This is a genomic window from Saprospiraceae bacterium, assembly GCA_026129545.1.
Lineage (GTDB): Bacteria > Bacteroidota > Bacteroidia > Chitinophagales > Saprospiraceae > M3007.
Map to the genome: position 1 here is coordinate 2,711,238 of JAHCHX010000001.1, position 25,416 is coordinate 2,736,653.

General features: G+C 54.5%; 15 protein-coding genes. 10 read left to right on the forward strand and 5 right to left on the reverse strand.

Annotation, left to right across the window (positions count from 1 at the left end; genetic code table 11):
• Nucleotides 1-111: 111 nt before the first annotated feature.
• Both KIS77_10425 and KIS77_10430 read right to left on the reverse strand, forming a co-directional pair.
• Nucleotides 112-1,077, reverse strand: a complete 966-nt coding sequence (locus KIS77_10425; GenBank protein ID MCW5922752.1) for a T9SS type A sorting domain-containing protein — start codon at nt 1,075-1,077, stop codon at nt 112-114.
• 171 nt (nt 1,078-1,248) lie between these two features.
• Complete coding sequence (locus tag KIS77_10430; protein ID MCW5922753.1) at nt 1,249-1,449, reverse strand: T9SS type A sorting domain-containing protein; 201 nt, start codon at nt 1,447-1,449, stop codon at nt 1,249-1,251.
• A 516-nt stretch (nt 1,450-1,965) separates the two neighbouring features.
• Here KIS77_10430 and KIS77_10435 point away from each other — a divergent pair.
• A complete protein-coding gene (locus KIS77_10435; protein MCW5922754.1) occupies nt 1,966-3,612 on the forward strand; it encodes a right-handed parallel beta-helix repeat-containing protein in 1,647 nt (548 codons plus the stop codon).
• 360 nt (nt 3,613-3,972) lie between these two features.
• Nucleotides 3,973-7,098: an efflux RND transporter permease subunit gene (locus KIS77_10440; protein ID MCW5922755.1), complete on the forward strand. Its 3,126-nt coding sequence runs from the start codon at nt 3,973-3,975 to the stop codon at nt 7,096-7,098.
• A 244-nt stretch (nt 7,099-7,342) separates the two neighbouring features.
• Here KIS77_10440 and KIS77_10445 read toward each other — a convergent pair whose 3' ends face one another.
• A complete protein-coding gene (locus KIS77_10445; GenBank protein ID MCW5922756.1) occupies nt 7,343-7,972 on the reverse strand; it encodes an LON peptidase substrate-binding domain-containing protein in 630 nt (209 codons plus the stop codon).
• Between the two features lie 216 nt (nt 7,973-8,188).
• On the opposite strand from KIS77_10445, the gene KIS77_10450 reads away from it, so the two are divergent.
• The 4 genes from KIS77_10450 to KIS77_10465 all read left to right on the forward strand — a co-directional run bounded on the left by KIS77_10450 (nt 8,189) and on the right by KIS77_10465 (nt 13,074).
• Entirely contained in the window at nt 8,189-9,493 is a 1,305-nt protein-coding gene (locus tag KIS77_10450) for a TolC family protein (protein MCW5922757.1), read from the forward strand.
• 102 nt (nt 9,494-9,595) lie between these two features.
• Nucleotides 9,596-10,480, forward strand: a complete 885-nt coding sequence (locus tag KIS77_10455; GenBank protein ID MCW5922758.1) for a peptidylprolyl isomerase — start codon at nt 9,596-9,598, stop codon at nt 10,478-10,480.
• Between the two features lie 155 nt (nt 10,481-10,635).
• A complete protein-coding gene (locus KIS77_10460; GenBank protein ID MCW5922759.1) occupies nt 10,636-11,940 on the forward strand; it encodes a hypothetical protein in 1,305 nt (434 codons plus the stop codon).
• 96 nt (nt 11,941-12,036) lie between these two features.
• The gene (locus KIS77_10465) at nt 12,037-13,074 is read left to right on the forward strand and encodes a MoxR family ATPase (GenBank protein ID MCW5922760.1); all 1,038 of its coding nucleotides are present in this window, start codon (nt 12,037-12,039) and stop codon (nt 13,072-13,074) included.
• 6 nt (nt 13,075-13,080) lie between these two features.
• Here KIS77_10465 and lpxD read toward each other — a convergent pair whose 3' ends face one another.
• Nucleotides 13,081-14,121, reverse strand: coding sequence for a UDP-3-O-(3-hydroxymyristoyl)glucosamine N-acyltransferase (lpxD, locus tag KIS77_10470; GenBank protein MCW5922761.1), 1,041 nt, complete (start codon nt 14,119-14,121; stop codon nt 13,081-13,083).
• A gap of 189 nt (nt 14,122-14,310) precedes the next feature.
• Between lpxD and KIS77_10475 the strand changes: the two genes are divergently transcribed.
• The gene (locus tag KIS77_10475) at nt 14,311-15,606 is read left to right on the forward strand and encodes an aminotransferase class I/II-fold pyridoxal phosphate-dependent enzyme (GenBank protein ID MCW5922762.1); all 1,296 of its coding nucleotides are present in this window, start codon (nt 14,311-14,313) and stop codon (nt 15,604-15,606) included.
• Nucleotides 15,607-15,676: 70 nt separating this feature from the next.
• Nucleotides 15,677-17,020, forward strand: coding sequence for an MFS transporter (locus tag KIS77_10480; protein MCW5922763.1), 1,344 nt, complete (start codon nt 15,677-15,679; stop codon nt 17,018-17,020).
• Between the two features lie 119 nt (nt 17,021-17,139).
• On the opposite strand, the gene KIS77_10485 is transcribed toward KIS77_10480, so the two are convergent.
• Nucleotides 17,140-21,861: a T9SS type A sorting domain-containing protein gene (locus tag KIS77_10485; GenBank protein ID MCW5922764.1), complete on the reverse strand. Its 4,722-nt coding sequence runs from the start codon at nt 21,859-21,861 to the stop codon at nt 17,140-17,142.
• 402 nt (nt 21,862-22,263) lie between these two features.
• Here KIS77_10485 and KIS77_10490 point away from each other — a divergent pair, with 402 nt between their 5' ends.
• A complete protein-coding gene (locus tag KIS77_10490; protein ID MCW5922765.1) occupies nt 22,264-23,202 on the forward strand; it encodes an EamA family transporter in 939 nt (312 codons plus the stop codon).
• Nucleotides 23,203-23,409: 207 nt separating this feature from the next.
• Nucleotides 23,410-25,329, forward strand: a complete 1,920-nt coding sequence (gene thrS / locus KIS77_10495; protein ID MCW5922766.1) for a threonine--tRNA ligase — start codon at nt 23,410-23,412, stop codon at nt 25,327-25,329.
• The last annotated feature ends 87 nt before the right edge of the window (nt 25,330-25,416 follow it).

Genomic DNA, 25,416 nt, shown 5'->3' on the forward strand with positions numbered 1-25,416 from the left:
TGGCTGGCAGGCTACCAAAAAAACCTTGTCGTTCATTTGAATCATGAACCATATTGCAGCCATGAAATGCCAGTCCATTGGAGTACGCTGAGTTTGGCCCCATCCCATGACCTACTCAACCATAAATCTACCTGCCGCGATGCCATAAGCCGGCATGATTGCTTTGAACAAGTAGATTCCCGGAGGCAAGCTGGCGATATTCACCTGTATAGTGTCGAGAGCATAGTTTGTTGCCGTCACAAGCATTTTGCCGCTCACATCAAATATCTGGACCTGAACACCTTCGCCCGTTGTGGGCACTTCAAGGTTCAGCACTGTTTTTGCGGGGTTTGGCCACACTTTCACGGAAGATACAGGCTTGATGCCCTTTGTGGATGTTGTTTGACAAAAAGCATTAAGATTCAAGAAGTTGCCGTTCAAGGTCGAGCTAGTGTAAGAGATAAGACTTACTGGGATGTGCTCTTCTTGCAAAGCATTGATGGCGCGTGGGAACAGCCAACCCGCCGTGCTGCCGATGCCTTCCAGAAACTGACCGCTATACCAAGATGGATGGAAAGCATCATCGTCGCTGACTTCGGCAAAAGTCTGCGCCCACACTGCATTGCCATTCAGGTCGAGCGTTGTGGTATCCACAACCACGATGTCAAAATAGCGAAGTGAAGGACTAGCGAAGAAAGCCGAATCTATCGCCAGTCGGTTGAAAGTATCGAGTGCCGTTGGGTAGCGAATGCGCAAGGTGTCGCCGGGCATTAAGCCAAAATCGTGTAACAAATAAAGCGAATCGCCTTCCCGATAGTAAATTTTCTTGTCGTCTTGACAAACAGTGGCTTTTGAGACCAGCCCACAGCCAAAATCTCCCGATGAATAGCAGTATGTCACTTGAAGCTCGCTGCAAGGCAAGGTATCGAAATGGGTTTCGGCGATAGATTCGACTACCAACGTGTCGTAGCCTTCCGCGCCGCCTACGGCGTTGACTGCGTAGCAATACACCCATTTTGAGCCGACGGGAGCGAAGGTTTGGGCATGAGTCTGAAATGTAAAACAGACGAAAACGAAAGTGATGAGCTTGTTTTTCATGATTTTTTTATTTTTATTTGAGTTTTAAAAATCCGCTGGATTGGAGCGCCTGTGTGTCGGACGTGATTTGAGCGAACCAAACATCTGCTGGCAGATTGCTGCCCTTATTGGCATCCCCGTCAATAAGCATTACCATCCAACATTGTCCAAAGCCAAAGCATCTAATGATGCTTATTTTTCCATTTTAACGATTTTTCCACTTTTCACCACCTCGTCCTTCGCCTCCACGCTCCAAAAATACATCCCCGGCGGCAAATCGCCCACCTCCATTTCGTTCACCCCCAGCACGACGCGCTCCCCGCGCACCAATCGCCCCGTCATATCGTGCATCCTGAACACCGGGCTGCGTCCGTCATGGGAGAGTTGCATCATAAAAAAGTGACGGGGAAAGGGTCGGTGAATCCGTCATAGACGGCCACTACCTTGCGACTGGCGGGGATGTCGGCGGCATGGAGGTCGTATTGAAAGGCGGTGTCACTCCTGTTGTTGTAGAGGTAGCGGGAGTTGAAGGAGATAGCTACACCACCTATTCGATTGATTCCTTTAATCTGAATCTGATTAGTTAAAAGACCTGCGCAACGGTCAAAGTCGAAAATATAAAGGTTTGAGCCAACCTCGTTGCTATACCTCGTGCCGCCAAGTTTTCAGCATGGTTGGAAGGATGAGATCACGTTTACTAAACTTCAAAAGTTTAGTAAACGTTACCCTAGACGATGCTGAAAACTTGGCGGCGCGAGGTATAAAAGTACATGATATCTATTACATAACATACCAAGCCTTTATGCCTCGATGCATTGTTTCTTGAAATCATAAAAGCTTGCCCACGGTACCCTATCTCGCTGACGAGGCCGTAGAGCAGGAAGCAATGGTGCGGGAAAAAACTTGAGAGTGCGAAATATCTTTTTACTCGTTCTCTATCTTTGCCCACCTTTCAACGGGTGCTGCTGCGCCGAAGTTTTGCGCCACTTGGCATATATGGATTTTATCGCCGTGCCGTGCAACCCCCTTCCTACCTTTGCCGCCAACATCCAAACTTATTTTCGGACACACACGATGCGACTTCGCCATAGCCTGTTTTTGTTGCCACTACTGCTTTCGCTTGCTTTTTGTCAGAAAGAAAAATTCACCACAGACCCGGCAGACCAGCTCGAGTTCAGCACCGACACGTTGCGTTTCGACACCACGTTCACCGAGTTGGGGTCGGCCACACGTATCCTGAAAATTTACAATCGCCACAGGGAAAGCATTCGCATTTCAAGGATTTATTTGGAAAAAGGCACGTCGTCGCGTTTTCGGCTGAACGTGGACGGGCTGCCGGGCAACCTGCACACGGACATCGAAATCGCCCCCCGCGATAGCCTCTATGTGTTTGCGGAAGTCACCATCAATCCCGACGAACCACCCAGCGCCAGCCCCTTCGTGCTGGCTGAAAATTTGTTTTTTGAAACCAACGGCAATTTGCAAACCGTCGTGCTGGAGGCTTGGGGACAAAACGCCGTGTATCTCCCATCGCGTTTTGGGGCAAGCGGCATTGTGAGTTACAGTTGCAACGGCGGCGAATGGGTGTGGGACGACCCGCGCCCCTACGTCATTTATGGCGTGTTGGGCATCGATGACTGCACGGTGCGCATTCCCGCCGGCACGAGGGTATATGTGCATGGCGGGTTGGCTCGTCAAGTGACAGACACCGCCATCTACCGATACAACGATGGCTTTTTGGCCTTTTTCGGCACGGGACGGCTCATCGTGGAGGGCACTTTGGAAAATCCTGTCATTTTCGAGGGCGACCGGCTGGAGCCGGAATTCAGGGAGGAAGCCGGCCAATGGACAGGGATATGGCTGCAAGCAGGCACCAAAGGGCACCGCATCGAACACTGCATCGTGCGCAACTCCATCATCGGTATCCGCGCAGATTCGGCAGTGGACGTGACGCTGCGCAACACGCAGATTTACAACACCGCCAGCAGCGCCCTCATCGGGGTGCACGCTAAAATTGACGCTGAAAACTGCCTTTTTTATCGCAACACGGGTTTTTCCATCCAATTGGAGTATGGAGGCGAATACAACTTCACTTATTGCACGGCGGCCAACTATGGTGTGCGGGGGGAAGCCCTCCGCATGGGCAACGCGCTATGCCTCGATGATTTTTGCTTTGATTTCGTGTCGAACCCTCTCAAGGCGCGATTCAAAAACTGCATTTTCATGGGTAGCCGACCCGACCAAATCACTTTGTTCGACCGCTTGGACGACCCCACGCAGTTCGATTTCCGATTCGACCATTGCATCGTGCGCGTGCGCGACCTGACCAAAGCAACGGCCTACCCGGATTTCTTCGACCGTTGCCAGCCTTGCATCAACGCGACCACACTGGACACTATCTTTATTGACCCCAACAAAAGCCTTTTCCGATTGGACACCATGCGCTCTATCGCCAACGGCTATGCCATGCCAATTCCCGGCATTGACAAGGACTTGGACGGCAAAAGCCGCGACGCGGTGACACCCGATGCGGGTTGCTATGAAATTGAGTTTTAGGAGGGGAAATTAGAGGAAAACTCGCCATCAAACACACTACTTTCGCATCGAAAAGCACGGCCCGCGAGCAAAACCTGCCATAGAATCGTTCGGAGCGATAGCCGCTTCAGAAAAGAGGTGCGCCACGACGCGCCCAAACCCAGCCGGAACAAAAAGGACGCTCCAAAAGTATCCAAAACAGTTTGGCCAATCGCGAGGAAATTTTCATCGTGAACAACGGCCTCGAAGTGTGGCTCATCCCCATCCGCCAAAGCCCTGCTCAGAGCCATTGGAAACGAAAACCATCTTCTCCCTTCGCTGTTTTGCTTTTTCCTACATGCCCTCACTAGCCTCCACACCGCTTGTCGCACATCCTAAAACATGAACTTACCAGAACTCTCCCTCCGCCGCCCCGTCCTTGCCGCTGTCATGAGTATCCTCATCGTCTTTTTCGGAGCGATAGGCTACGGCTTCCTTGGCGTGCGCGAGTACCCGGCCATTGACCCGCCGAACATCACTGTGCGCACCAACTACACCGGCGCCAACGCCGAGGTCGTCGAGAGCCAAATCACCGAGCCGCTCGAAAAAGCCATCAACGGTATCGCCGGCATTCGCACCATTTCCAGCTCATCGGCATTGGGCAACAGCAACATCACCGTCGAGTTCGACCTGAACGTTGACCTCGAACAGGCGGCCAACGATGTGCGCGACAAAGTGAGCCAAGCCTTGCGCAATTTGCCGCAAGACATTGACGCTCCGCCAGTCGTCACCAAAGCCGATGCCAGCGGCGACCCCATCATGTTCGTGCCGATTCAGAGCAGCACGCGCAACATCATGGAGCTATCCGACTACGCCGAAAACGTGATTATGGAGAAAATCCAGACCATCCCCGGCGTGTCGCAGGTTGCCATTTTTGGGCAAAAAAGAACCTCCATGCGGCTCTGGATAAACCCGCCCAAATTAGCGGCCTTCAACCTCACGGTACAGGACATTCAGGCTGCTCTTGACCGCGAAAACGTGGAACTGCCGGGCGGCAAAGTGCGCGGCGACGCAACGGAAATGACGGTGAAAACTTTTGGCCGACTACAAACGGAGGAGGACTTCAACAACATGATAGTGCGGCAAACAGCGGGGCAAACCATCCGCTTCCGCGACATCGGCGAAGCCATGATTGGCCCCGAAAACGAGGAAACCGGCGCTCGACGCAACCTCGTGCAAGGCGTCTCTATGGCCATCATCCCGCAGCCGGGCAGCAACTGGGTGGAGATTGCCGACGAGTTTTATCGCCGCTACGAGCAAATCAAAAAAGAATTGCCCCCCGACATCGTGATGAGCGTGGGCATTGACAAATCGCGCTTTGTGCGCCGCGCCGTCAGCGAGGTCACGGAGACCATTTTCATCGCCGTCGCGCTCGTGGTGCTCATCATTTTCCTGTTTTTCCGCAATTGGATTATCGCCCTGCGCCCTTTGGTGGATATCCCCGTGTCGCTCATCGGGGCCTTCTTCCTGATGTATATTTTTGGGTTTAGCATCAATGTGCTCACGCTGTTGGCCATCGTGCTGGCTACGGGTCTCGTGGTGGACGACGGCATTGTGGTGACGGAGAATATCTTCAAAAAAATGGAGGCGGGCATGGACAAGTGGACGGCGGCCCGAGAAGGCACCAAAGAAATTTTCTTCGCCGTCATCAGCACCTCCGTCACGCTGGCAGTGGTGTTCATCCCTGTGGTTTTCTTGCAAGGCTTCACCGGCCGATTGTTCCGCGAATTTGGGGTGGTGATAGCAGGGGCGGTATTGATTTCAGCATTTGTGTCGCTCACCCTGACACCCGTTTTGAACGTAAAGTTGGGCGGCTATGTGAAACACGGGTGGTTTTACAACGCCACCGAGCCGTTTTTCAAAGCAATGGACAGGGTGTATGGCACTGCGCTGCGCTCTTTCATGCGCTATCGGTGGAGCAGTATGGCCATTCTGCTGGGTTGCTTTGGCATGATTTGGTACTTCGGCCAAACCTTGAAGAGCGAGCTCGCCCCACTTGAAGACCGCAGCATCATACGCTCCAACGTGTCTGCGCCCGAAGGCACAGACTACGACCAGATGGAAAGCATCATCTACAACATCGCCAAGACCATCATGGATTCTGTGCCCGAGCATGAAATGGTGTTTGGCATCACCGCACCCGGCTTTGGGGCGAGCAGCACCAATTTTGGTTTTGTCAGTCTTCTGCTGCCCGAGCCAGACCAGCGCAAGCGCAGCCAACAGGAGATATACAACCAACTGTTGGCCATGACCCGCCGAATGCCGGAAGCGCGGATATTCCCCAACCAAGAAGAGACCATCACCGTCGGGTTCGGGCGCGGGCTGCCCGTGCAGTTCGTGCTGCAAAATTTGAATTTTGAAAAACTGAAAGAGGTTGTCCCGCAATTCCTCGAAGAAGCCCGCAAAGACTCCACCTTTGCCAATGTGGATGTGAACCTGAAATTCAACAAACCAGAGCTGCAAGTTTCCATTGACCGCCTGAAAGCAGCCGAATTGGGCGTGAGCGTGCTTGATGTGAGCTCCACATTGCAAATGGCGCTCTCCGGGCGGCGCTTCGGCTATTTTTTGAAAGAAGGAAAACAATACCAAGTCATCGGACAAGTGGACCGCTCCAACCGCGACGAACCGCTCGACCTTGCAAACCTTTATGTGCGCAACAACCGAGGCGACATGATTCAACTCGACAACATCGTGCGCATAGAGGAGACCAGCAACCCGCCCCAATACTATCACCACAATCGCTACAAATCAGCCACCATCAGTGCGGCACTCGCGCCCGGCAAAACGCTGGGCGAAGGCATCGAGGCGATGGAGGCCATCGCAGCCAAATTGCTCGACGACACTTTTGTGACAGACCTCAGCGGTGCCTCGCGCGATTTCCGCGAGAGCAGCGGCAACACCATGTTCGCTTTCATCTTGGCCTTGTGCCTAGTCTATCTCATCTTGGCTGCCCAATTCGAAAGCTTTCGCGACCCGTTCATCATCATGCTCACGGTGCCCCTGGCCATCGCGGGAGCGTTCCTCACCCTTTCCATCACGGGGAACACCCTCAACATCTTCTCGCAAATCGGCATGATTATGCTCATCGGCCTCGTCACAAAAAACGGCATTCTCATCGTCGAGTTCGCCAATCAGAAACGCGACGCGGGAATGCCCAAAAAGCAAGCCGTGTTCGAGGCCGCCCAAGCCCGCCTGCGCCCCATTCTGATGACGACACTGGCCACCGTGCTCGGCGCCTTGCCCATCGCGCTGGCGTTTGGGGCAGCCTCCACGAGCCGGATTCCGTTGGGCATGGTGGTGGTGGGCGGATTGTTGTTCTCCTTGCTGCTCACGCTGTTCGTCATCCCCGCCATGTACACATTCCTGAGCGGCAAACAGCGGCACCAAGCCCCCTGGGCGCATGAGGAAGAAGGGCCGCGGCAAAGTGTTGAGCAAAAAGAAGAGAAGAAAGAGCCTGAAATGGCATGACGGCCAACGTCAAAGACATTTTTTCAATAGCCGCCCATGTTCCCGACCGACAGGCGCTGTCTTTTTTGACAGGATTTACAAGATTTACAGGGTTTTTGGCGGCAAATCCGCCGCATCTATCCTGCAAATCTTGTAAATCCTGTCAAAAACATATAAGCTTGACAACAGAGTCCTCTGCGCTTGGGGCTGACCAATCTTTCAAAAAAAACCTTGTAATAAAACAGCCCACACCCACAACGAGCCTTCAAGGCAGAGGCGACCCAAATTGTCTGAAATCCCCGTTCATCTGAATGCGTTCTTTCGTGCGCTCCATGTTTTCCACCACTGGCAGCACCTCCCGAAGATGGTCGCGCAAAAACTCTTGGCGCTCCATCTCGTTCTCCAACGTCAGCAACTCGTATTCGCCCTCAAGCGGCAACCCCACACCATGCCCGATTTGATAGGAAAAAAGCTGTGAGGACGAGGTATCAAAAGGCGGCGTTGTTTTGAAAATAGCATAAAGTTTCTCCACCAAATCCACCAATTGAGGCAGCGCGAGCGAAGAGGAAACAGGTTCGGGATAAAAAAAAGCATCGCCGTGCGCATACAACTTGCCCGGAGCGGGATTTTCAAAATCAAGCAGGCGAAACACGCGCACGCCTTTTGTGCGAACATCCATGCGGCCATCCTCGTAGCGCGTCACCAATTCCGTCACTTGCATTTCCGTCCCATAGCCCGGCAACGAGTTGTTCAGAAAAGTAGGCACGCCAAACGTGGAGTTCTGCTCGATACACTCATTGATAAGCTGACGATAGCGCGGCTCGAAAATATGCAGATTGAGTTTTTCGCCGGGGAAGGCGACCAGATTGAGCGGGAAAAGTGGCAGGTAAGACATGACCAGCAAAGTATGCCCCTACAACGACCGAATGGGGATTAAGTTGCCGTTTCGCGCATGGCTTCATACTGGGGTGGGTTTCAAATAGTCGCAAGTAAATCGGAACGTTGTCCCGGCGTAAAAAAGCGACAATCTGAAATACACCCTCATACTGTTGTTCCAACTTTTAAAACCCCAACATCCAATCCAGCGTTTATGCCGTTTTACATTTGTCGTATGAAAAAACACCTTTTGCTCCCCTGTCTCCTCCTGTCCTTGTTTTTGCGTGGTCAGGATGCTCCCGCCCCCATCCTAACACCCGGCGAAGCCGTGCGCATCGCCTTGGAAAACAACTACGACATCCGCCTCAGCCGCGCCGATGCCGAAATCGCAAAACTCAACAACATCAAGGCCAACGCCGGAATGTTGCCCACCGTGAATTTCGTCGCCAACGAAAACTTCACCCTGAGCGCCTTCCAGCAAAGACTCGCCAACGGCAACGAGTTCGACGCCTTGGGCGCACCTTTCAACGTGGCTAACGCAGGCGTGCAACTCAACTGGACACTCTTCGATGGCCGACGTATGCACATCGCCAAAAAGCGCCTCGAAGAACTCGAATCGCTCGGCCAACTGAACCTCCAAAACCAAGTGCAGCAGACGACAGCCATCGTGTTGCAGACCTACTACAACATCGTGCGCAGTCGCCTCAACGAACGCGCCTTTGCCGAAGTCATCACGCTCAACGAAGAGCGGCTGCGTATCGCCGAGGCCCGGCTCGCCGCAGGCTTTGCCGCCCAAACCGACGCCCTCCAAGCCCGCATTGACCTCAACCAGCGCCGCGCCGACTTGCTCAATCAGGAAGCCGCCACCAGCGCCGCCAAACGCGAGCTCAACCGCCTGCTCGTGCGCCCGCCCGAAACCCCCTTCGACGTGGATGAAAACCTCGCCAACACCTACACCCCCGACCGCGACGCGCTTTTGGAGAAAATAATGCGGCAAAACCCCGGCCTGCTTTCCATGAAAAAGAACGCGGAAGTAGCAGCCCTCATCGTGGACGAAAACCGCACCCTCAACAAGCCCCGCATCACCGGCATCAGCCAACTCAGCGCCCAGCGTTCCGACAATGGCGCGGGCTTCTTGCTCAACAACACCCAAGCAGGCCTCACCGTGGGCGCCGGCCTCGTCGTCCCACTCTACACGGGTGGCGACCTCAAACGCCAAGTGGAGGTAGCAAGGGTACAAGCCGAACAAGCCAACTATGTATTGGAAGCCCAACGCCTCTTGGTGGAGGCAGAGCTGGACAACCAACTCATTTTTTTTAAGACCAACCAACAAGTGCTCGCCTTGGAGGAAGACAACGTGAAAAACGCACGGGAAAGCCTCAACGTAAGCACGGAGCGTTTCCGCCTCGGCCAGACGAACGCCCTCGAAGTGCAAACCGCCCAAAACACCCTCGAACAGGCTTTGGCGCGGCGCAACCTCGTGCTGTATGGGCTGAAAGACACGGAAATACGGCTACGGCTCTTGGCTGGGGAATTGTAAATTGTGACGAATCCGCCCTTCGTCGCATCTTTGCCGCTCATAGACTTGTGCGGCTCCCGCCGCAGCCAATCTATTTTCCTGACATTTCAACCATCATCTTTTATGCAAAAACTCATTTTCCCCACACTACTCGCAGCCATCCTATTCACATCCTGCGCCGTAAAACCCGTGGCAGACTTTACTTACCCCACCGGCAAGCTCATCGCCCCGGTGGAAGTAGCTTTCCTCAACCACTCGGTGAAAGCCGATAGCTATGCTTGGGATTTCGGCGATGGCGCCACCTCCACGGCAGCCGCTCCCGTCCACCGCTACACGCACAGCGGCAACTACGAAGTCACACTCAAAGCCACAAAAGGCTCTAAAACAGTTATTAAGAAACAAATGGTACAAATTACCGCACCCGAGCGCTGCCTCGTGGAAATCGAAACCGAGTTTGGCACCATGACCGCCGAACTCTACAACTCCACCCCCAAACACCGCGACAACTTTATCAAACTGGCCGAGGAAGGCTACTACAACGACCTGCTTTTCCACCGCGTCATCAATGGCTTCATGATCCAGGGCGGCGACCCCGATTCGCGCAATGCCCCGGCTGGCAAGGCGCTTGGCATGGGTGGCCCCAATTACCAAATCCCCGCCGAGTTCGTGGATTCGCTAGTGCACATCAAAGGCGCGCTTGCTGCTGCCCGCACCAACAACCCGGAGAAAAAATCATCCGGTTCGCAGTTTTACATCGTGCAAGGCGGCGGGCCAGCCAAGGAAGAGACGCTCAACCAAATCGAGGCATCCAAAGGGTTTCACTACACACCCGAACAGCGCAAAGCCTACGTCGAAGTCGGCGGCACCCCTTTCCTCGACCGCGACTACACGGTGTTCGGCAGAGTCATCAAAGGCTTGGATGTCATTGACAAAATCGCCGCTGTGCAAACTGCTCCCGGCGACCGCCCGGTGAAAGACGTGAAGATGAAAATGCGCGTCATCAAATAATGCGAAGTCGGCGTTGAAGCGCCCTGCTGAAAACGTGTGCCATTCAGGCGGCGACTTCAAGTCGCCGCCTGAATATGGTTGATTTCCAAACCTTTGTGCCTTAGCGACTTTGTAGCAAAACGCACGTTACAACACACACCCAATCGCGCTCAAAAATGTCTTCCAATCGCACACCACTGCTCATTGCGCTGCTGGCCGTCGTGCTGCTGGCGGTGGGGTTGTATCTCAACTACGATTCGGGGCGACCTCGATTCGACTGGAGCGATGCGTGGTCGAAAAAGGCATACAGCGAGACCAATGCCGAGCCTTACGGAACCCAAATTCTTCACCGCCTGCTCTCCTCTTATTTCCCAAACAAAAAACTGCTCAATCTCAACAAAAGCATCACGAAAGAGCTGCCGCTTGATGCTACGGGGCAGGCCAGCTATGTATTCGTCGGAGAAGCCATCTACATGGATTCGGCGAGTACCGAACACCTGCTCCAATTCGTGGAAATGGGCAACACGGCATTGGTCTCGAGCAAGACCATCCCGTTCGACCTCATGTTCGACCTCTACTACAACGAATGCCCGGAGGCTGTGTGGAATGACTACGGCACACTCGTGTCCAGCGAGGTGATTATGTCGCTGCGCGAACCCAAGACCGACTCGGCAATGTTTCACTACGCCCACCAAAACACGCCCAAACCCTACAATTGGCATTTTATCGAAGAGCGGTATTTCTGCGACTCGTTGCCCCACTTTCCGTTGGGCTACCTGAACCGTTCGTTTATCAATTTTGCCAAATTCACTTACGGGAAGGGGCAATTTTTGCTGCATACGAACCCCATCGTTTTTTCCAACTACAGCCTGTTGCAACCCAACACCCGCAAGTATGTGGAGGGTGTGCTCTCGTGGCTGCCAGAGGGCGATATCTACTGGGATGCAATGAGCCGAGTGCCTGAAGCCGTCGCCCGTCGGCGCAATCGAAGCGCCTTCTCGCGCTCCCTTGAGGAGGAGCATCCACTTTCTTATGTGCTCAAACAGCCGTCGTTGGCATGGGCGTGGTACCTGTTGGTTGGGCTGGCGCTCGTTTGGCTGATTTTCCGAGCCAAGCGCCGCCAACGCATCATCCCTGTTTTGCCCAAAAATGAAAACTCCTCCTACGAGTTCATCAGCACCATCGCGCACCTGCATTTTAGGGAAAAAAACTATCAAGGGCTTTGCGTTCAGGGCATGAAACTGTTCATCCATCAAATCCGCGAGCGTTATGGCTTGGTGGCCCACCTTGCCCCCGAAACGCACCAACCGCGTCTCGACGGCGATTTCATGCACCGACTGGCCGCCGTCTCGGAGGTGCCCGAGACCGCCGTCCGCGATATTTTCAGCCAATACATCGCCGCGGTGCAATATCAACCGACCGAAAAAATGATGGTAGATTTGCACCTTGCGATGGAGCAGTTTTGGAAAAAAGCAAAATGAGTGTGGCAGAACGGCGGGCAAAATCCTCCAACCAACAAATGCTTCCGCGACAACGGACGAAACTGCCTCTCGCCAGTTCAAACAACATAGAACATCATGTCTGAAAACGAAGAAAAAAACTCAGAGCCTACCGAAACGGAAACCAACAGCCCCCCGGGCGAGACGGAGGGGCACGGTCATTCACTTGACGTGGCCCCCGTGATGCGGCGCGCAGAACTCGTGAAGGCGCAAATCGCCCAGGTCATCGTGGGGCAGGAAGCATTGCTCGACCAATTGCTTGTGGCCCTGTTCACGGGTGGCCACGTCTTGCTGGAAGGAGTGCCCGGCATCGCCAAGACACTGACAGCCAAACTTTTGGCCCGCACTATCCACACCGGATTTAGCCGCATCCAGTTCACACCCGACCTGATGCCCGCCGACGTGATTGGCACCCCAGTTTTCAGCATGAAAACGTCGGAATTCAACTTCAAATCCGGGCCTATTTTTTCCAATGTGGTGCTGATAGACGAAATAAACCGCGCCCCCGCGAAAACGCAGGCTGCCTTGTTTGAGGTGATGGAAGAAAGGCAAGTGACGGTGGATGGCACGACTTATCCGATGGAAGCGCCCTTTTTCGTGGTCGCCACCCAAAACCCCATCGAGCAGGAAGGCACTTACAAATTGCCGGAGGCGCAACTCGACCGTTTTTTGTTCAAAATCATACTTGACTACCCCAGCCTTGAGGAAGAGCAGGCCATCCTACGGCGCTTCAAAAACGACTTTTCTGGGGTGCTGCGCGAGACGGTGGGGGCCGTCATCACCCCCAAGGAAATTGCCGACTCGCAGCGCATCATCGAGCAGGTGTATATTCGGGAAGAATTGTTGGACTACATCGCGGCCATCGTCCATAACACGCGCAACAACGCCGACCTTTTCCTCGGCGCCAGCCCTCGCGCATCGCTCGCCCTGATGAAAACGGCCAAAGCCGTCGCCGCCATGGCAGGGCGCCATTTCGTGACTCCCGACGACATTCGATACGTCGCCTATCCGGCGCTCAATCACCGCGTCATACTCACGCCAGAACGAGAAATGGAAGGCTACACCACCCGCGAGGTGCTGGACGAAATCGTGAAAAAAATCGAGGTGCCGCGATAGGTCGCGTCATTTTCCTTCGAGGTCTTTCACCTTTTTCTCCAACTCAAGCACTTTGCGCTGGAGCGCCGGCAGGTGTTTGAACACGACGTGCGAGCGGATAAAGTCTTTGTAGCCAATGGCCGGGCTGCCAAACAAGGCAGTATTGGGCTTTTCGACCGAGGAGCCGAGACCGCTCTGGGCTTGAATGCGGGTGCCGTTGGCAATGGTGAGGTGCCCCGCAAAGCCCACTTGGCCGCCGACTTGACAATGGTCGCCGATGCGCGTGCTGCCCGCCACGCCCACCTGAGCGGCCAGCGCGGTGTGGTACCCGATTTCGGCGTTGTGCGCGATGTGTATGAGGTTGTCGAGTTTGGCACCTTGATGGATGACCGTGCTCCCGATGGCGGCGCGGTCAATGCAAGTGCAGGCACCGATTTCCACATCTTTTTCGAGTACCACATTGCCCACGTGAGGCACCTTTTTCCAAGACCCATCCTCTTGCAGCGCAAACCCGAAACCATCGGCACCCACGACTGCATTGGCGTGAAGGGTGCATTGCTCGCCAATCACGCAATCGAAGTGTACGCGCACGCCGGGGAACAAACGACAGCCATCGCCGATGCGGGCATTGCGCCCAATAAAAACTTGCGGATAGATGATGCAGTTGTTGCCAATCACCGCCCCTTCTTCAATGACCGCGAAGGCTCCCACGCTCGTGCCAATGCCTATTTTGGCGCTCTTGTGCACAGAGGCTTGTTCCGAAACGGAAGCTCCGTTGGGTTGGGCATCCACGTCGAACTTGTGCAACAGCAGGGCAAGGCTGCTGCGCACGTCGTCCACCCGAATCAGGGTTGGCTTCACTTTCTGTGCTGGCAGAAAGGATTTGTGCACCAGCAGGATAGATGCTTGGGTAGTGTAGGCAAATGATTCGTATTTGGCGTTGTCCAAAAAAGCAATATCGCCTTCGCCTGCTTGTTCGATGCGAGCAGGACGGCTGACAGTGACATTCGGGTCGCCTTCGAGCGAGCCTTCGAGGAGTTGAGCGAGTTGGGCGGCAGTAACCTTCATGCCGGATAGTACGGGCCGGGTTGTTATACTATATACGGTCGGGGTAGTCCGGCAAAGGTAGCAAAAGGTTGTTCGTTGCGTGGGGTTCGTTTTTTGTTCGGGGCGCAGTGCCTATCCTTGTGTCCGCAAAACCTTTCGACAAAAGGGTTTGTTAGCCTTTTTCACCTCTCATCATCTTGTTTTTTAATCATGCTGTCAAACGCTCCCATACCCACCGTTATCAATCAAAATTTATTTGGGTTAAGCACTTCCGCCACCGTCACCATCAATGAAAAATCGAAGCTGCTCGAACGGCAGGGGAAAAAAGTGTTCAAGCTCGGCTTTGGGCAGTCACCTTTCCCTGTGCCGGATTTGGTCGTGAACGCCTTGAAAGAACACGCCCACGAAAAAGATTACCTCGCCGTGAGGGGGCTTCCCGCGCTGCGAGAAGCCATTTCCAATTTTGTCAACCACCGAAAAGGCACCCGCTCCACGCCCGATGAGGTGCTAATAGGCCCCGGGTCGAAGGAGCTCATGTTCTTGCTCCAGCTGTCGTACTACGGCGAAATCGTCATCCCGGCACCCAGCTGGGTTTCTTATGCGCCACAGGCGCAAATCATCGGGCGCAGCGTGACGCGCGTAGGCACGCGCATTTCCAACGGGCTGTTGCTCATGCCCGATGAGTTGGAGGCGATTTGTGCCGCCGACCCCGAACGCCCTCGGCTCGTCATTCTGAACTATCCGGCCAACCCCACTGGCACCACCTATGACCGGCAGACCCTGATGACGATGGCAGAAGTAGCGCGGCACTACAAGGTCATTGTGCTATCCGATGAAATTTACAGCGAACTCGACCACAAAGGAGCGCACACCTCTATCGCACAGTTTTATCCCGAAGGCACCATTATTAGTGGTGGCCTCAGCAAATGGTGTGGCGCAGGTGGCTGGCGTTTAGGCTTTTTTGTGTTTCCCAATGGGCTGAAACGCCTCATGCAGGCCATGACCATTTGCGCCAGCGAAACCTTTACCTCCACCAGTGCACCCATCCAATACGCTGCCGTGAGCGCCTTTCTCGAAACACCCGAAATAGAGGAATATCTCGGCTTGGTGCGTCGCTCATTGGCGGCAGTAGGCAGCTACATGCGCGTCCGCCTCCAGCAGGCCAAGGTTGAGATACCACACCCCCAAGGCGGCTTTTACCTCTTCCCCGATTTTGGACATTACCGCGACGCGCTGCATCGGCGCGGCATTGCCACAGACCGAGATTTTTGCCGGCTACTGCTCGACGAGGCTGGCGTGGCCCTGCTGCCCGGTTCCGATTTTGGCTGTCGGGAATCCACCTTTAGTACACGCTTGTCCTATGTTGATTTCGATGGTCGGGAGGTGTTGGAGGCCTGCCGGGCATTGCCGGCCGGACGGGAGCCGGACGACGATTTTGTGGAAGCCCACTGCCCCAAAATCGCGGAGGCGACCACCGTGCTGTGCCAGTGGCTTGCGGGATTGTAAAAGGTTCCAAATTTTTTTCGTCCAGTATCGCTTCCCCATCTTACGTTTGCCACAAATTATTTTTATCATCATGGCAAACACAAAACCGCACCTGAGTTTTTGGCAAATCGTCAATATGAACTTTGGTTTCTTCGGGATACAGTACAGCTTCGGGTTGCAGCAGAGCAACATGAGCCCAATTTACAAATACTTGGGTGCCGACGAGGCCAGCCTGCCCTACCTGTGGCTGGCCGGGCCAATGACCGGGTTAATCGTGCAACCGATTATCGGAGCCATGAGCGACAAGACGACGAGTAAATTGGGCCGGCGAACGCCTTATTTCCTCATTGGGGCTGTGTTTTGCAGCATTAGCCTTTTTTTTATGCCTTTCAGCAGCACCTTGTGGATGGCGGCGGGTCTGCTCTGGATACTCGACGCGGCGAACAACGTGACGATGGAGCCGTACCGCGCTTTCGTGAGCGACAAATTGGATGAAAAACAACATTCTACTGGCTTCCTGACGCAGAGCGCCTTCACGGGCTTGGGGCAAACCCTGTCGTATCTCACGCCATCCATTTTGGTGTTCATCGGCATGAACAAGGACGCGGTGAACGCCAAAAACATCCCTTACATCACGGTAGCGGCGTTCATCATTGGCGCGTTCTTTTCCATTTTTTCCATCCTCTGGACGGTGAAGACCACAAAGGAAAACCCACTAAGCGAAGAGGAGATGGAGCGCATTCGCCAAGCGCCGCTCGGGCTGAAAAACACTTTTAAGGAAATATGGGAGGCCATCAAAGATATGCCGCTGACGATGAAGCAACTGGCGTTGGTAAAGTTGTTTCAGTGGTACGCGATGTTTTGTTATTGGCAATATATCGTGTTGTCGCTCTCCACCACTTTTTTTGGCACTACGGAAGAAACATCGGCAGGCTTCCGCGAGGCGGGGCTGATGAACGGGCAGATTGGCGGCTTCTACAATTTCATCGCCTTCGTTGGGGCGTTTGCGCTCATGCCGTTCACCAAGCGATTCGGGCCGAAAATATCGCATAGCATCTGCCTCACGTTGGCGGGTATCGGCATGATGTGCATCCCGGAGATTAGCAACAAGCCCATGTTGTTTATTCCGATGCTCGGCATCGGCTTGGCTTGGGCAAGCATGATGGGCAACCCCTACATCATGCTCGCGGGCTGCATCCCCCCCGAACGCACGGGTGTGTACATGGGCATCTTCAATATGTTCATCGTGATTCCGATGATGATTCAGATTTTCACCTTGCCGCTCTACTATCGGGCTTGGCTCGGCGGCAATCCCGAAAATGTGATTCGGCTGGCGGGGGCGCTGCTGCTCTGCGGCGCGGTAGCGGTGTTGTTTGTGAAACTCGCGAAAAGCGATGGAGGGCAAGCACCCGCACCGATGGGTGGCGGGCATTGATTTGTTTTATGCCGATGGGTTTTCAACGCAATGAGGCGGCGACTGCACCAGTCGCCGCCTCAAACGCAACAATTCAAAGCCTCTTTCGGAGACAACTTGTTTTTTCGGCTGCGAAAAAATTATTTGCTTACCACAATCCGCCGCGCGAGCATTTCATCTTTGACGCGCAACAGAATCGGGTAAACGCCGCTTGGCAGGCTGGACAAGTCCAAATCCAATTGTGTGGGTGCGGTGGCGAATTGTTGGATAACGCGCCGTCCGGTCATGTCGAGCACCGTTAGTTGCACTTCGTCATTTACCCCGTCGGGGAAAATGATAGATACATGGCCACTGGTCGGATTCGGCCTGATGAGCAGTTCCGAAGCCCAGTTCGGCTCTTTGGCATCCACCGTGTTGCGCACTTCAAAGGTTTGGCTCTGAATCGTGCAGCCAAAGGCATCGGTGACAACAACAACGTATTCTCCAGCACCCAGATTTGTCAGGTCTTCTGTGTTGGCCGGGAACGGTTGGCCGTTCTTGGTCCAGACATAGGTGTATGGAGGAAGGCCACCCGTGACGGTCAAGTTTATCGCACCGACGCTCTGGTTGTTAAAATCGTCCGTAACATCGGCGTTGACCACTATTTGGTTGAGAATCGTCACCTCAAAGCTACAAGAGCCTGCGTTGCCACCCGCATCCGTGTATGTATAGGTGTTGGTCGTCACGCCCAAGGGGAAGGTGGCACCGCTTGGCAAACCTGCCGAGAGTGTCCAGAAGCCGCCATTTCCAAGGCAGTTGTCGGTGGCAACGGGTGCGCCGTATTGAACGACGTTGTTGCCAAAGCAACGGACTATGCTTGGCGGGCAGCTGGTGGTTGGTGGCGAGTTGTCAATGATGGTGACTACCACGATGGCCGTGCTTGTGTTGCCCGCATCGTCCGTCGCGGTCACCGTGATGGATTGCGGCCCTAATTGAGTGCAGTTGAAATTGGTCGGCGCAATCGTGATGCTGCTCACGGCGCAGTTGTCGGTAGCGGTCACGCCAAGCAGTTGCGCGGTCAGCGTCACGGTGCCAGTCGAACCAAGCGCCACGTCAACTGGCCCGCCGACAATCACTGGCGATTCAGTGTCCACTGCATTAACAGTAACCGAGGTGGTGGCTGTACAGCCGTTTGCGTCGGTTGCGGTTGCCCCAAAACTGCCCGCTACGAGGTTGATAGCGGTAGGCCCGGTTTGGCCGTTGCTCCAGGCGATTGATATAGTGCCCGTTCCGCCCTCCGCTGATATGGTGGCGGAGCCTTTCGGGAGGCCAGCACAATCGGTGTTTGTTATGCTTTCCGTCACTATTGTGAGCAAAGGTGGTTGTGTCAAAGCGACGCTGCTCGTTATTTGGCATCCCTCGGCATCTGTGACGGAGACCGTATATGTGCCTTCGCCGAGATTGCTCTCCGTCTGAGCGGTGCCGCCTGAACTCCACAGATAAGAGAATGGCCCGTTGCCTCCCGTGATAAGCACAGTTATTTGGCCATTCGTCAACCCATTGCAAGAGGGGTTAACAGCCAGAAAATCAGAGGAAAGGCCACACTCGCTGGCTATCACTTCCACTGACCCGGTAGCGGTGCAGCCGTTGGCATCAGAAACCGTTACGCCGTAGGTTCCCGGTGCCAAATTCGCAATACTTGCAGTGGTTTCGCCCGTTGTCCACAAATAAGAATATGGTTGTGTGCCCCCTGTTGAGCCGGCAGTAGCGGTGCCATCGTTGATGCCGGGGCCAGTTGCATTGGTCGAGGAAGCATTGGCCAGCAGCGGGGCAGGCTCTGTTATCAAGACCAAGACCTCTGTCGGGCAATTCGCAGCATCGGTAGCGGTGCCGGAATAGGAGCCGGGTGCCAGGTTTTCTATGGTGCTGGTCTCTCCCCCATTGCTCCAAGAATAAGTGAAAGGCGCAACGCCGTTCGTAACGGTAATGGTGGCTGAACCGTCATTGGCACCTGCGCAACTTACATTTTGCGATTGCACGGTCGCTGCGATGGTGCAATTAAATGCGTTCACGGTGACGACCGCGACCGCTGTGCAACCATTGATGTCCGTCACGGTGACCGAGTAGTTGCCCGGCAAAAGGTTGGTGATGGTCGCCGTGGTACCACCTGTGTTCCAATTGAACGAGTAGGTCGGGGTGCCGCCTGTTGGGGCAGCAGTAGCAGTGCCGTCTATGGTTCCGTTGCCTGTTTGCGGGGTGGCGCTGGCATTGGCCAGCAGCAAGGTAGGCTGCGTGACCGTCACGGTTGCGGTGGCCGTGCAGTTTTCGCCATCGGTCACCGTCACCGTGTAGGTGCCAGCACCGAGGTTGTTGATGGTAGGCGTATTGGCACCCGTGTTCCACAGATAAGTGTAGGTGTTGTTGCCGCCGCCCGGCGTGACGGTCGCGCTGCCGTTTTGGGCACCGTTGCACAACACGTTGTTGCCCGCGGCAGAGGCGGTCACGTTCGGATTTTGAATCACCGTAGTAGTGGCGGTGCTGGTGCAGCCATTGATGGTGTTGGTGACCATTACGCTGTAAGCACCGGGCTGATTGACATTGAGCGCGGGGTTGTTGCCCGTGTTAGTGGTGGAGCCGTCGGGGTTGGTCCAAGTGAAGTTGAGGATGCTAGCGGGCGGGTTGCTGGTGGCGACCAGATTGGTGTTGGCATTGTTGCAGTTCAGATTGCCAGTAACACTAAGCGTAGCACCCGGAAAGGCGATGTTTTGCGAGACGACAGCGGTAGCGGTGCTGGAGCAGCCGTTTGAACCTGTTACGGTCAAAATGTAGTTGCCCGGAAGCCCGACAGTTGGGTTTTGCAGCATGGAGGCGAACCCGTTCGGGCCTGACCATGAGAAAGTAGGATTCGAGGCTGGCGAGCTGCCGCTGATGACGACATCCGTGTCGGCGCAAGTCAGCGTGTCGCCGATTGCTGAAGCGCCGGGAAGTTGGGCATCATCAACTACGATAGCGACGGCTGAGTTGGAGCAGCCCGTAGCGCCATCCGTGACGATGATGGTGTAGTTGCCGGGCGTATTCACCGTTGGGTTTTGCTGATTGGAAGTAAAGCCGCCAGGGCCGTTCCAAAGGAAAGTCGGGTTTGCGGCATTGGTGGTGGCCTGCAAGGTGACGCTTGGCTGTACACAGGTTTGGGAGCCACCTTGGGCACTGACTGTCGGGGGGAGGGTTTGCGCAGTGACTTTTGTTACATCAAAAGAAACACAGCCGTTTTCATTATCTGTCACATACAGAATGTACAGGCCCGTAGCATTCACTATGGGGGTCAAAGTTGCTCCCCCTGACACGATGTTGCCGCCATTGGATGCAACCCACAGGTAGGAGTATTGAGGGCCGGCGGAACCTGCACCCTGCAATTGTATCTGTGCTTGGGCGCACGACAGCATCATGTCAGGTCCCGCATTAGCCTGTGGCAGGGTTGTGTCGGCAGCCACCATGACCATTACGGAGTCTTTGCAAGCCTTGCCACCTCCGAAATTGGTCACGATAAGCGTGTGAGCGCCCGGCACGGTAGCCAAGGCAGTGCTTTGAGTGCTGATGGTCTGGCCGGAAGGGTTGAGCCATTCGTAGAACACGGTGTTGCCTTGCGACGAGCCGTTGCTCGTCAAAAGCACTTCGGTTTTCGTGCAGGTGAGCGTGTCGGATACCTGCGCCGCTGCCTTCACTGGGATTTTTACGAGTGAAAATTGGACAGTGCTGTCGCATCCATCAGCGGAGGGAACGATTTCGAGATAAGTACCTGTTTCGCAGAACTCAAATCCATTGACGTAAAAACACTCAGGCTCACATAGGTAGTTGACTGGCAACACCCTGAACTTTCGGGGAAGAACCTTGATCTCCTGCCGCACCACGCTATCGCAGCCCAAATACGATTGATACGGCGTGGAAGTCAATGTGTAAGTGCCGGGTGTGAGCAGCGCCGTGTAAGGCTGCTCGGACCAAATAATGGGAAGCTGTTCGTAGCAGTACACTTCGCTATCCAAGACGGTAATTGGAATCGCGGTGTTAGTCACTGGCAGGCAGGTGGTGACGGGGTCTTTGCATGGCGACGAGACCGACACGCAGACATTGCCGCCCACAGGCCCGAACTCTACCTCAACCGTGTTGGCGGTAAACAACGTGCCAGGAATCACATACTTTGTCACAATGTTGGAGCCACCGTCTATTTTTGAACCCGGAGGCGCCGTCCATGTGTAGGTAGTGGCAAACGTTACGGGTGGCACACTGTATTTCACTTTGGCTTTCGGGCAGACTTCGGTAGGCCCACTTATTACACCCAAAGGCCCCAGATTGGGGGGATTGGCCGAGCCTTGTGAGACAATAACGCTGTATTTGCAAACAGCACCGTTGTCACCGTCCACCACCAACAGATACACGTCGCCGACGCTCAACCCATTGAATGAAAGAGTGGGGTTATTTGGGTCGAGAGGGGTGGCGCAACTTAACGCCTCATTCCCCGGCCCCGACGTGGGACAATAAGCAAAAAGGCCTACGTCAATGTTGCTGCCGCTTGAGCAACCTGTGGTTTTAAAAGAAAACTCAACAAATGACGAGCCCGCGATAAAGGCATACCAACGAGCGTTCGTGAGCACAAGAGGGCCTTGCCCCGGTGCATCAACGCAAAAATTCACCACAATGTCAGGAAATGGGAAGGCAAAAAGCTGGTCGTCAAAACCGCTGTTCATGTCGCAGTTGACACACGCCGAGACACAGGTTGGAGAGCTTATTGGCTGGCCTGATTGACAGACCGGAGGGATGAAGGACTGCGCCCCCATCTTCCCTGCCACAATGGTGGAAAGCAGGAGCAGGGTAAAAAAATGTTTCATAAGTAGTAGTTGTTGTTGAAAAGGTGAGAAAAAGTGCAATTAAAGAGAAAGGTCGGAGGGCAATGATTCGGCAAATTAAAGGTGCCTCAAACAATTCGTCCGGTGTTATTTCTGCAATGGCTACTTTTTTCCGAAAACCGTTCAAATTACCTGAAAAAAAGTTGAGAGAGAATGGCATACTAATGCTTTTGCAAAAATTCCGATTGCCGCACCCAGCCAATAGGCCTTTTGGGACAAGACGTATTTAAGGACAAGACAGTTGGGGATAAGGTGCAACATATTCATCAGAGACGCGGTCAGCAGTATTCGTCAAGTTGGGTCGTAGATTCTATGGGTGGCATTTGGCACCCCATTTTATCTGCTCGGCGATTGGACTGTATTCTATTATTCAGCGCATACAAAATGACGAAAAACGCGATAAAAAAGCGATACGACAGTGCGACAAAACTCCCGTCCTTTGCGCCCATGTCCTCCCGCGCCCCTTCCGCCCTCGACTGGCTCGTTTTGTTTGTTTTGGCCCTGATATGGGGCGCTTCTTTTCTATTCATCAAACGCTCGGTAGCCATCTTCTCCCCCCTTCAAATGGCGATGTGGCGCATGGTGTTGGCCACGGCGCTTTACCTCCCCGTGGCGGCGGCCTTTTGGTCGAAAATTGACTGGCGACGCTGGCGGCCCCTGCTTGTGGTGGCGTTTTGCGGCTCGGCCATTCCGAATTTTCTCTTTGCGGTGGCGGGTCAGCACGTCAACAGCAGCCTTGCCGGAGTGCTCAATTCGCTCACGCCGTTGTTCACGCTCATGCTCGGTGTGGCGTTTTTTGAAATGAAATTTACCCAACGGAAAATAATAGGCGTGGTGCTCGGCCTATTGGGCGCGGCGATGCTGATTTTGTTCAACAGCAAAAGCAACATGTCGGGCAATGCCTTTTTTGCAAGCCTGTGCGCCCTAGCAACGGTGTGCTACGCGGTGAATGCCAATGTGGTGAACAAGTGGCTGCGCGACCAACACCCGGCGGGCATCGCGTCGGCAGCATTCGTGCTGACGGGCTGGATGTTTCTCACGGGGCTTTGGTGGTCGGGCGGTTGGGAAGAAGCCCAACGCGACGAGCGCGGGATGGAAGGCTTGGGCTATATCGCCTATCTCGCTTTGTTGGGCACGGTGGGCGGCTCCATTCTTTATTTTTGGTTGTTGCAGCGCACCAGCGCCGTGTTTGCCACCTCCGTCACTTACCTCTTGCCCGTGGCGGCCATTGGGTTGGGCGCTTTCGACGGCGAGATGATTGGCCCGCTTGACTTGGCGGGGACAGGGGTGATTTTGACAGGGCTTTATATCGCACGAAAATGATTAAGCTTATCGCGGTGGAGGTCTTTGGCGAAGGGAACGCCCCCCACCGCGATAAGCCTATTTTTTCAGGCGGTTGCAGGTTCCCTCGTTTTTCATATTTCCGCCCTCTACCTTTGTGCCTCATTTTTTTTTACAAACCGCCTACTCCGTTCGTATGGAGCACAGGCACCCGCCTTTCGTTTGGGTGGGCTAAAACACACTTTTTCAATGATAAACATCACATTCCCCGACGGCAACGTTCGTCAGTATGCCGCCGGAACCACCGCGCTCGACGTGGCAAAAAGCATCAGCGAAGGTCTTGCCCGCGTCGTGCTGGCAGCTTCCGTCAATGGCGAAGTGCGGGATTTGACGCGCCCCATCAATGAGGACGCCACCATCGTTTTTCACAAATGGGAGGACAAAGAGGGCAAGCAAACCTACTGGCACTCTTCCGCTCACCTGCTCGCCGAGGCGCTGGAATCGCTGTTTCCCGGCACCAAATTCGGCATCGGCCCTGCCATCGAAAATGGCTTCTACTATGACGTGGACACGGGCGACCGAATGCTGACCCCCGCAGAGTTCCAGAAAATCGAGCAAAAAATGCTCGAGCTGGCCCGCAACAAAAGCGAGTACAAACGCAGCGAAGTCTCCAAAGCCGACGCTATCAAGTTTTTTAAGGAAAAAGGCGACGAGTACAAACTCGAACTGATTGACGGCTTGGAAGACGGCCAAATCACTTTCTACCAGCAAGGCAATTTCGTGGACCTCTGCAAAGGCCCGCACCTGCCGAGCACCGAGCCTATCAAAGCCGTCAAAATCCTCAACCTCGCCGGCGCTTACTGGCGCGGCGACATGGAGCGCAAGCAGCTGACGCGGGTCTATGCCATCACTTTCCCCAAGCAGAAAGAACTCGATGAGTACTTGCAAATGCTGGAGGAGGCCAAAAAACGCGACCATCGCAAATTGGGCGCTGAGTTGGAGCTGTTCATGTTTTCGGAAAAAGTGGGGCAGGGGCTTCCGCTATGGCTTCCGAAAGGCACGGCGGTGCGTCAGCGTTTGGAGGATTTTTTGAAAAAAGAACAACTCAAACGCGGCTATCAGCCCGTCATCACGCCGCATATCGGAGGCAAAAAGCTCTACGTCACTTCCGGCCACTGGGAAAAATACGGCAAAGACTCCTTCCAGCCCATCCACACACCCGACGTGGACGAAGAGTTTCTGCTCAAACCGATGAACTGTCCACATCACTGCGAAATCTATGGCCATCGCCCGCGCTCCTACCGCGAGTTGCCAGTGCGCATTGCAGAGTTTGGCACCGTTTATCGGTACGAAATGTCGGGCGAGCTGCACGGCCTCACGCGGGTGCGCGGCTTCACGCAAGACGATGCCCATATATTCTGCACCGAAGACCAAATCAAAGACGAGTTTCTCGGCGCGCTCGACCTCACTCGATATGTGTTGGCAAAATTGGGTTTTGACAAATTCACCGCCCAAATCAGCCTCCGCGACCCGAACGACAAGTCGAAATACATAGGCTCTGACGAAAACTGGGCAAAAGCCGAACAAGCCATCATTGACGCGGCGGCGGAAGCAGGCCTCCAAACCGTGACCGAACTCGGCGAGGCGGCGTTCTACGGCCCAAAACTCGATTTCATGGTGAAGGACGCATTGGGGCGCTCTTGGCAGCTCGGCACCATCCAAGTGGACTACAACCTGCCGATTCGCTTCGACCTCTGGTATGTCGGCGCAGACAACCAATCGCACCGACCAGTGATGATTCACCGCGCACCGTTCGGCTCCATGGAACGGTTCATGGGTGTGCTGATTGAAAACTGCGCGGGCAAATTCCCGCTTTGGCTCTCGCCGGAGCAATTTGCCATCCTACCCGTGTCGGACAAGTTTGTGGAATACGCCTACCAAGTCAAGCAACAACTCGAGGCCGACGACCTGCGCGGCTCAGTGGATGACCGCAACGAGACGATTGGCCGCAAAATCCGCGACAACGAACTGAAGCGCACCCCGTTTCTGCTCATCGTGGGCGAAAAGGAAGTGGAGGCCGGCACCGTCGCCGTGCGCAAGCAAGGCGAGGGCGACCAAGGGGCTGTGACAGTGGCGGCGTTTGCCGAGATGGTGAAGGCGCAACTGTAACGCCAACCTTCTGGTTGGCGCGACGCGGCGCGGAAGGCTTGATTGCCTTTCGCGCCGTTTTCGTTTCAAAGGCAGAAAGCTACTACT

Excerpts from the sequence above, each read along its gene's own strand:
- KIS77_10425 (MCW5922752.1), bottom strand. The coding sequence starts at position 1,077 with ATGAAAAACAAGCTCATCACTTTCGTTTTCGTCTGTTTTACATTTCAG.
- KIS77_10430 (MCW5922753.1), bottom strand. The coding sequence starts at position 1,449 with ATGATGCAACTCTCCCATGACGGACGCAGCCCGGTGTTCAGGATGCAC.
- KIS77_10440 (MCW5922755.1), top strand. The coding sequence starts at position 3,973 with ATGAACTTACCAGAACTCTCCCTCCGCCGCCCCGTCCTTGCCGCTGTC.
- KIS77_10445 (MCW5922756.1), bottom strand. The coding sequence starts at position 7,972 with ATGTCTTACCTGCCACTTTTCCCGCTCAATCTGGTCGCCTTCCCCGGC.
- KIS77_10450 (MCW5922757.1), top strand. The coding sequence starts at position 8,189 with ATGAAAAAACACCTTTTGCTCCCCTGTCTCCTCCTGTCCTTGTTTTTG.
- KIS77_10455 (MCW5922758.1), top strand. The coding sequence starts at position 9,596 with ATGCAAAAACTCATTTTCCCCACACTACTCGCAGCCATCCTATTCACA.
- KIS77_10460 (MCW5922759.1), top strand. The coding sequence starts at position 10,636 with ATGTCTTCCAATCGCACACCACTGCTCATTGCGCTGCTGGCCGTCGTG.
- KIS77_10465 (MCW5922760.1), top strand. The coding sequence starts at position 12,037 with ATGTCTGAAAACGAAGAAAAAAACTCAGAGCCTACCGAAACGGAAACC.
- lpxD (MCW5922761.1), bottom strand. The coding sequence starts at position 14,121 with ATGAAGGTTACTGCCGCCCAACTCGCTCAACTCCTCGAAGGCTCGCTC.
- KIS77_10475 (MCW5922762.1), top strand. The coding sequence starts at position 14,311 with ATGCTGTCAAACGCTCCCATACCCACCGTTATCAATCAAAATTTATTT.
- KIS77_10480 (MCW5922763.1), top strand. The coding sequence starts at position 15,677 with ATGGCAAACACAAAACCGCACCTGAGTTTTTGGCAAATCGTCAATATG.
- KIS77_10485 (MCW5922764.1), bottom strand. The coding sequence starts at position 21,861 with ATGAAACATTTTTTTACCCTGCTCCTGCTTTCCACCATTGTGGCAGGG.
- KIS77_10490 (MCW5922765.1), top strand. The coding sequence starts at position 22,264 with ATGACGAAAAACGCGATAAAAAAGCGATACGACAGTGCGACAAAACTC.
- thrS (MCW5922766.1), top strand. The coding sequence starts at position 23,410 with ATGATAAACATCACATTCCCCGACGGCAACGTTCGTCAGTATGCCGCC.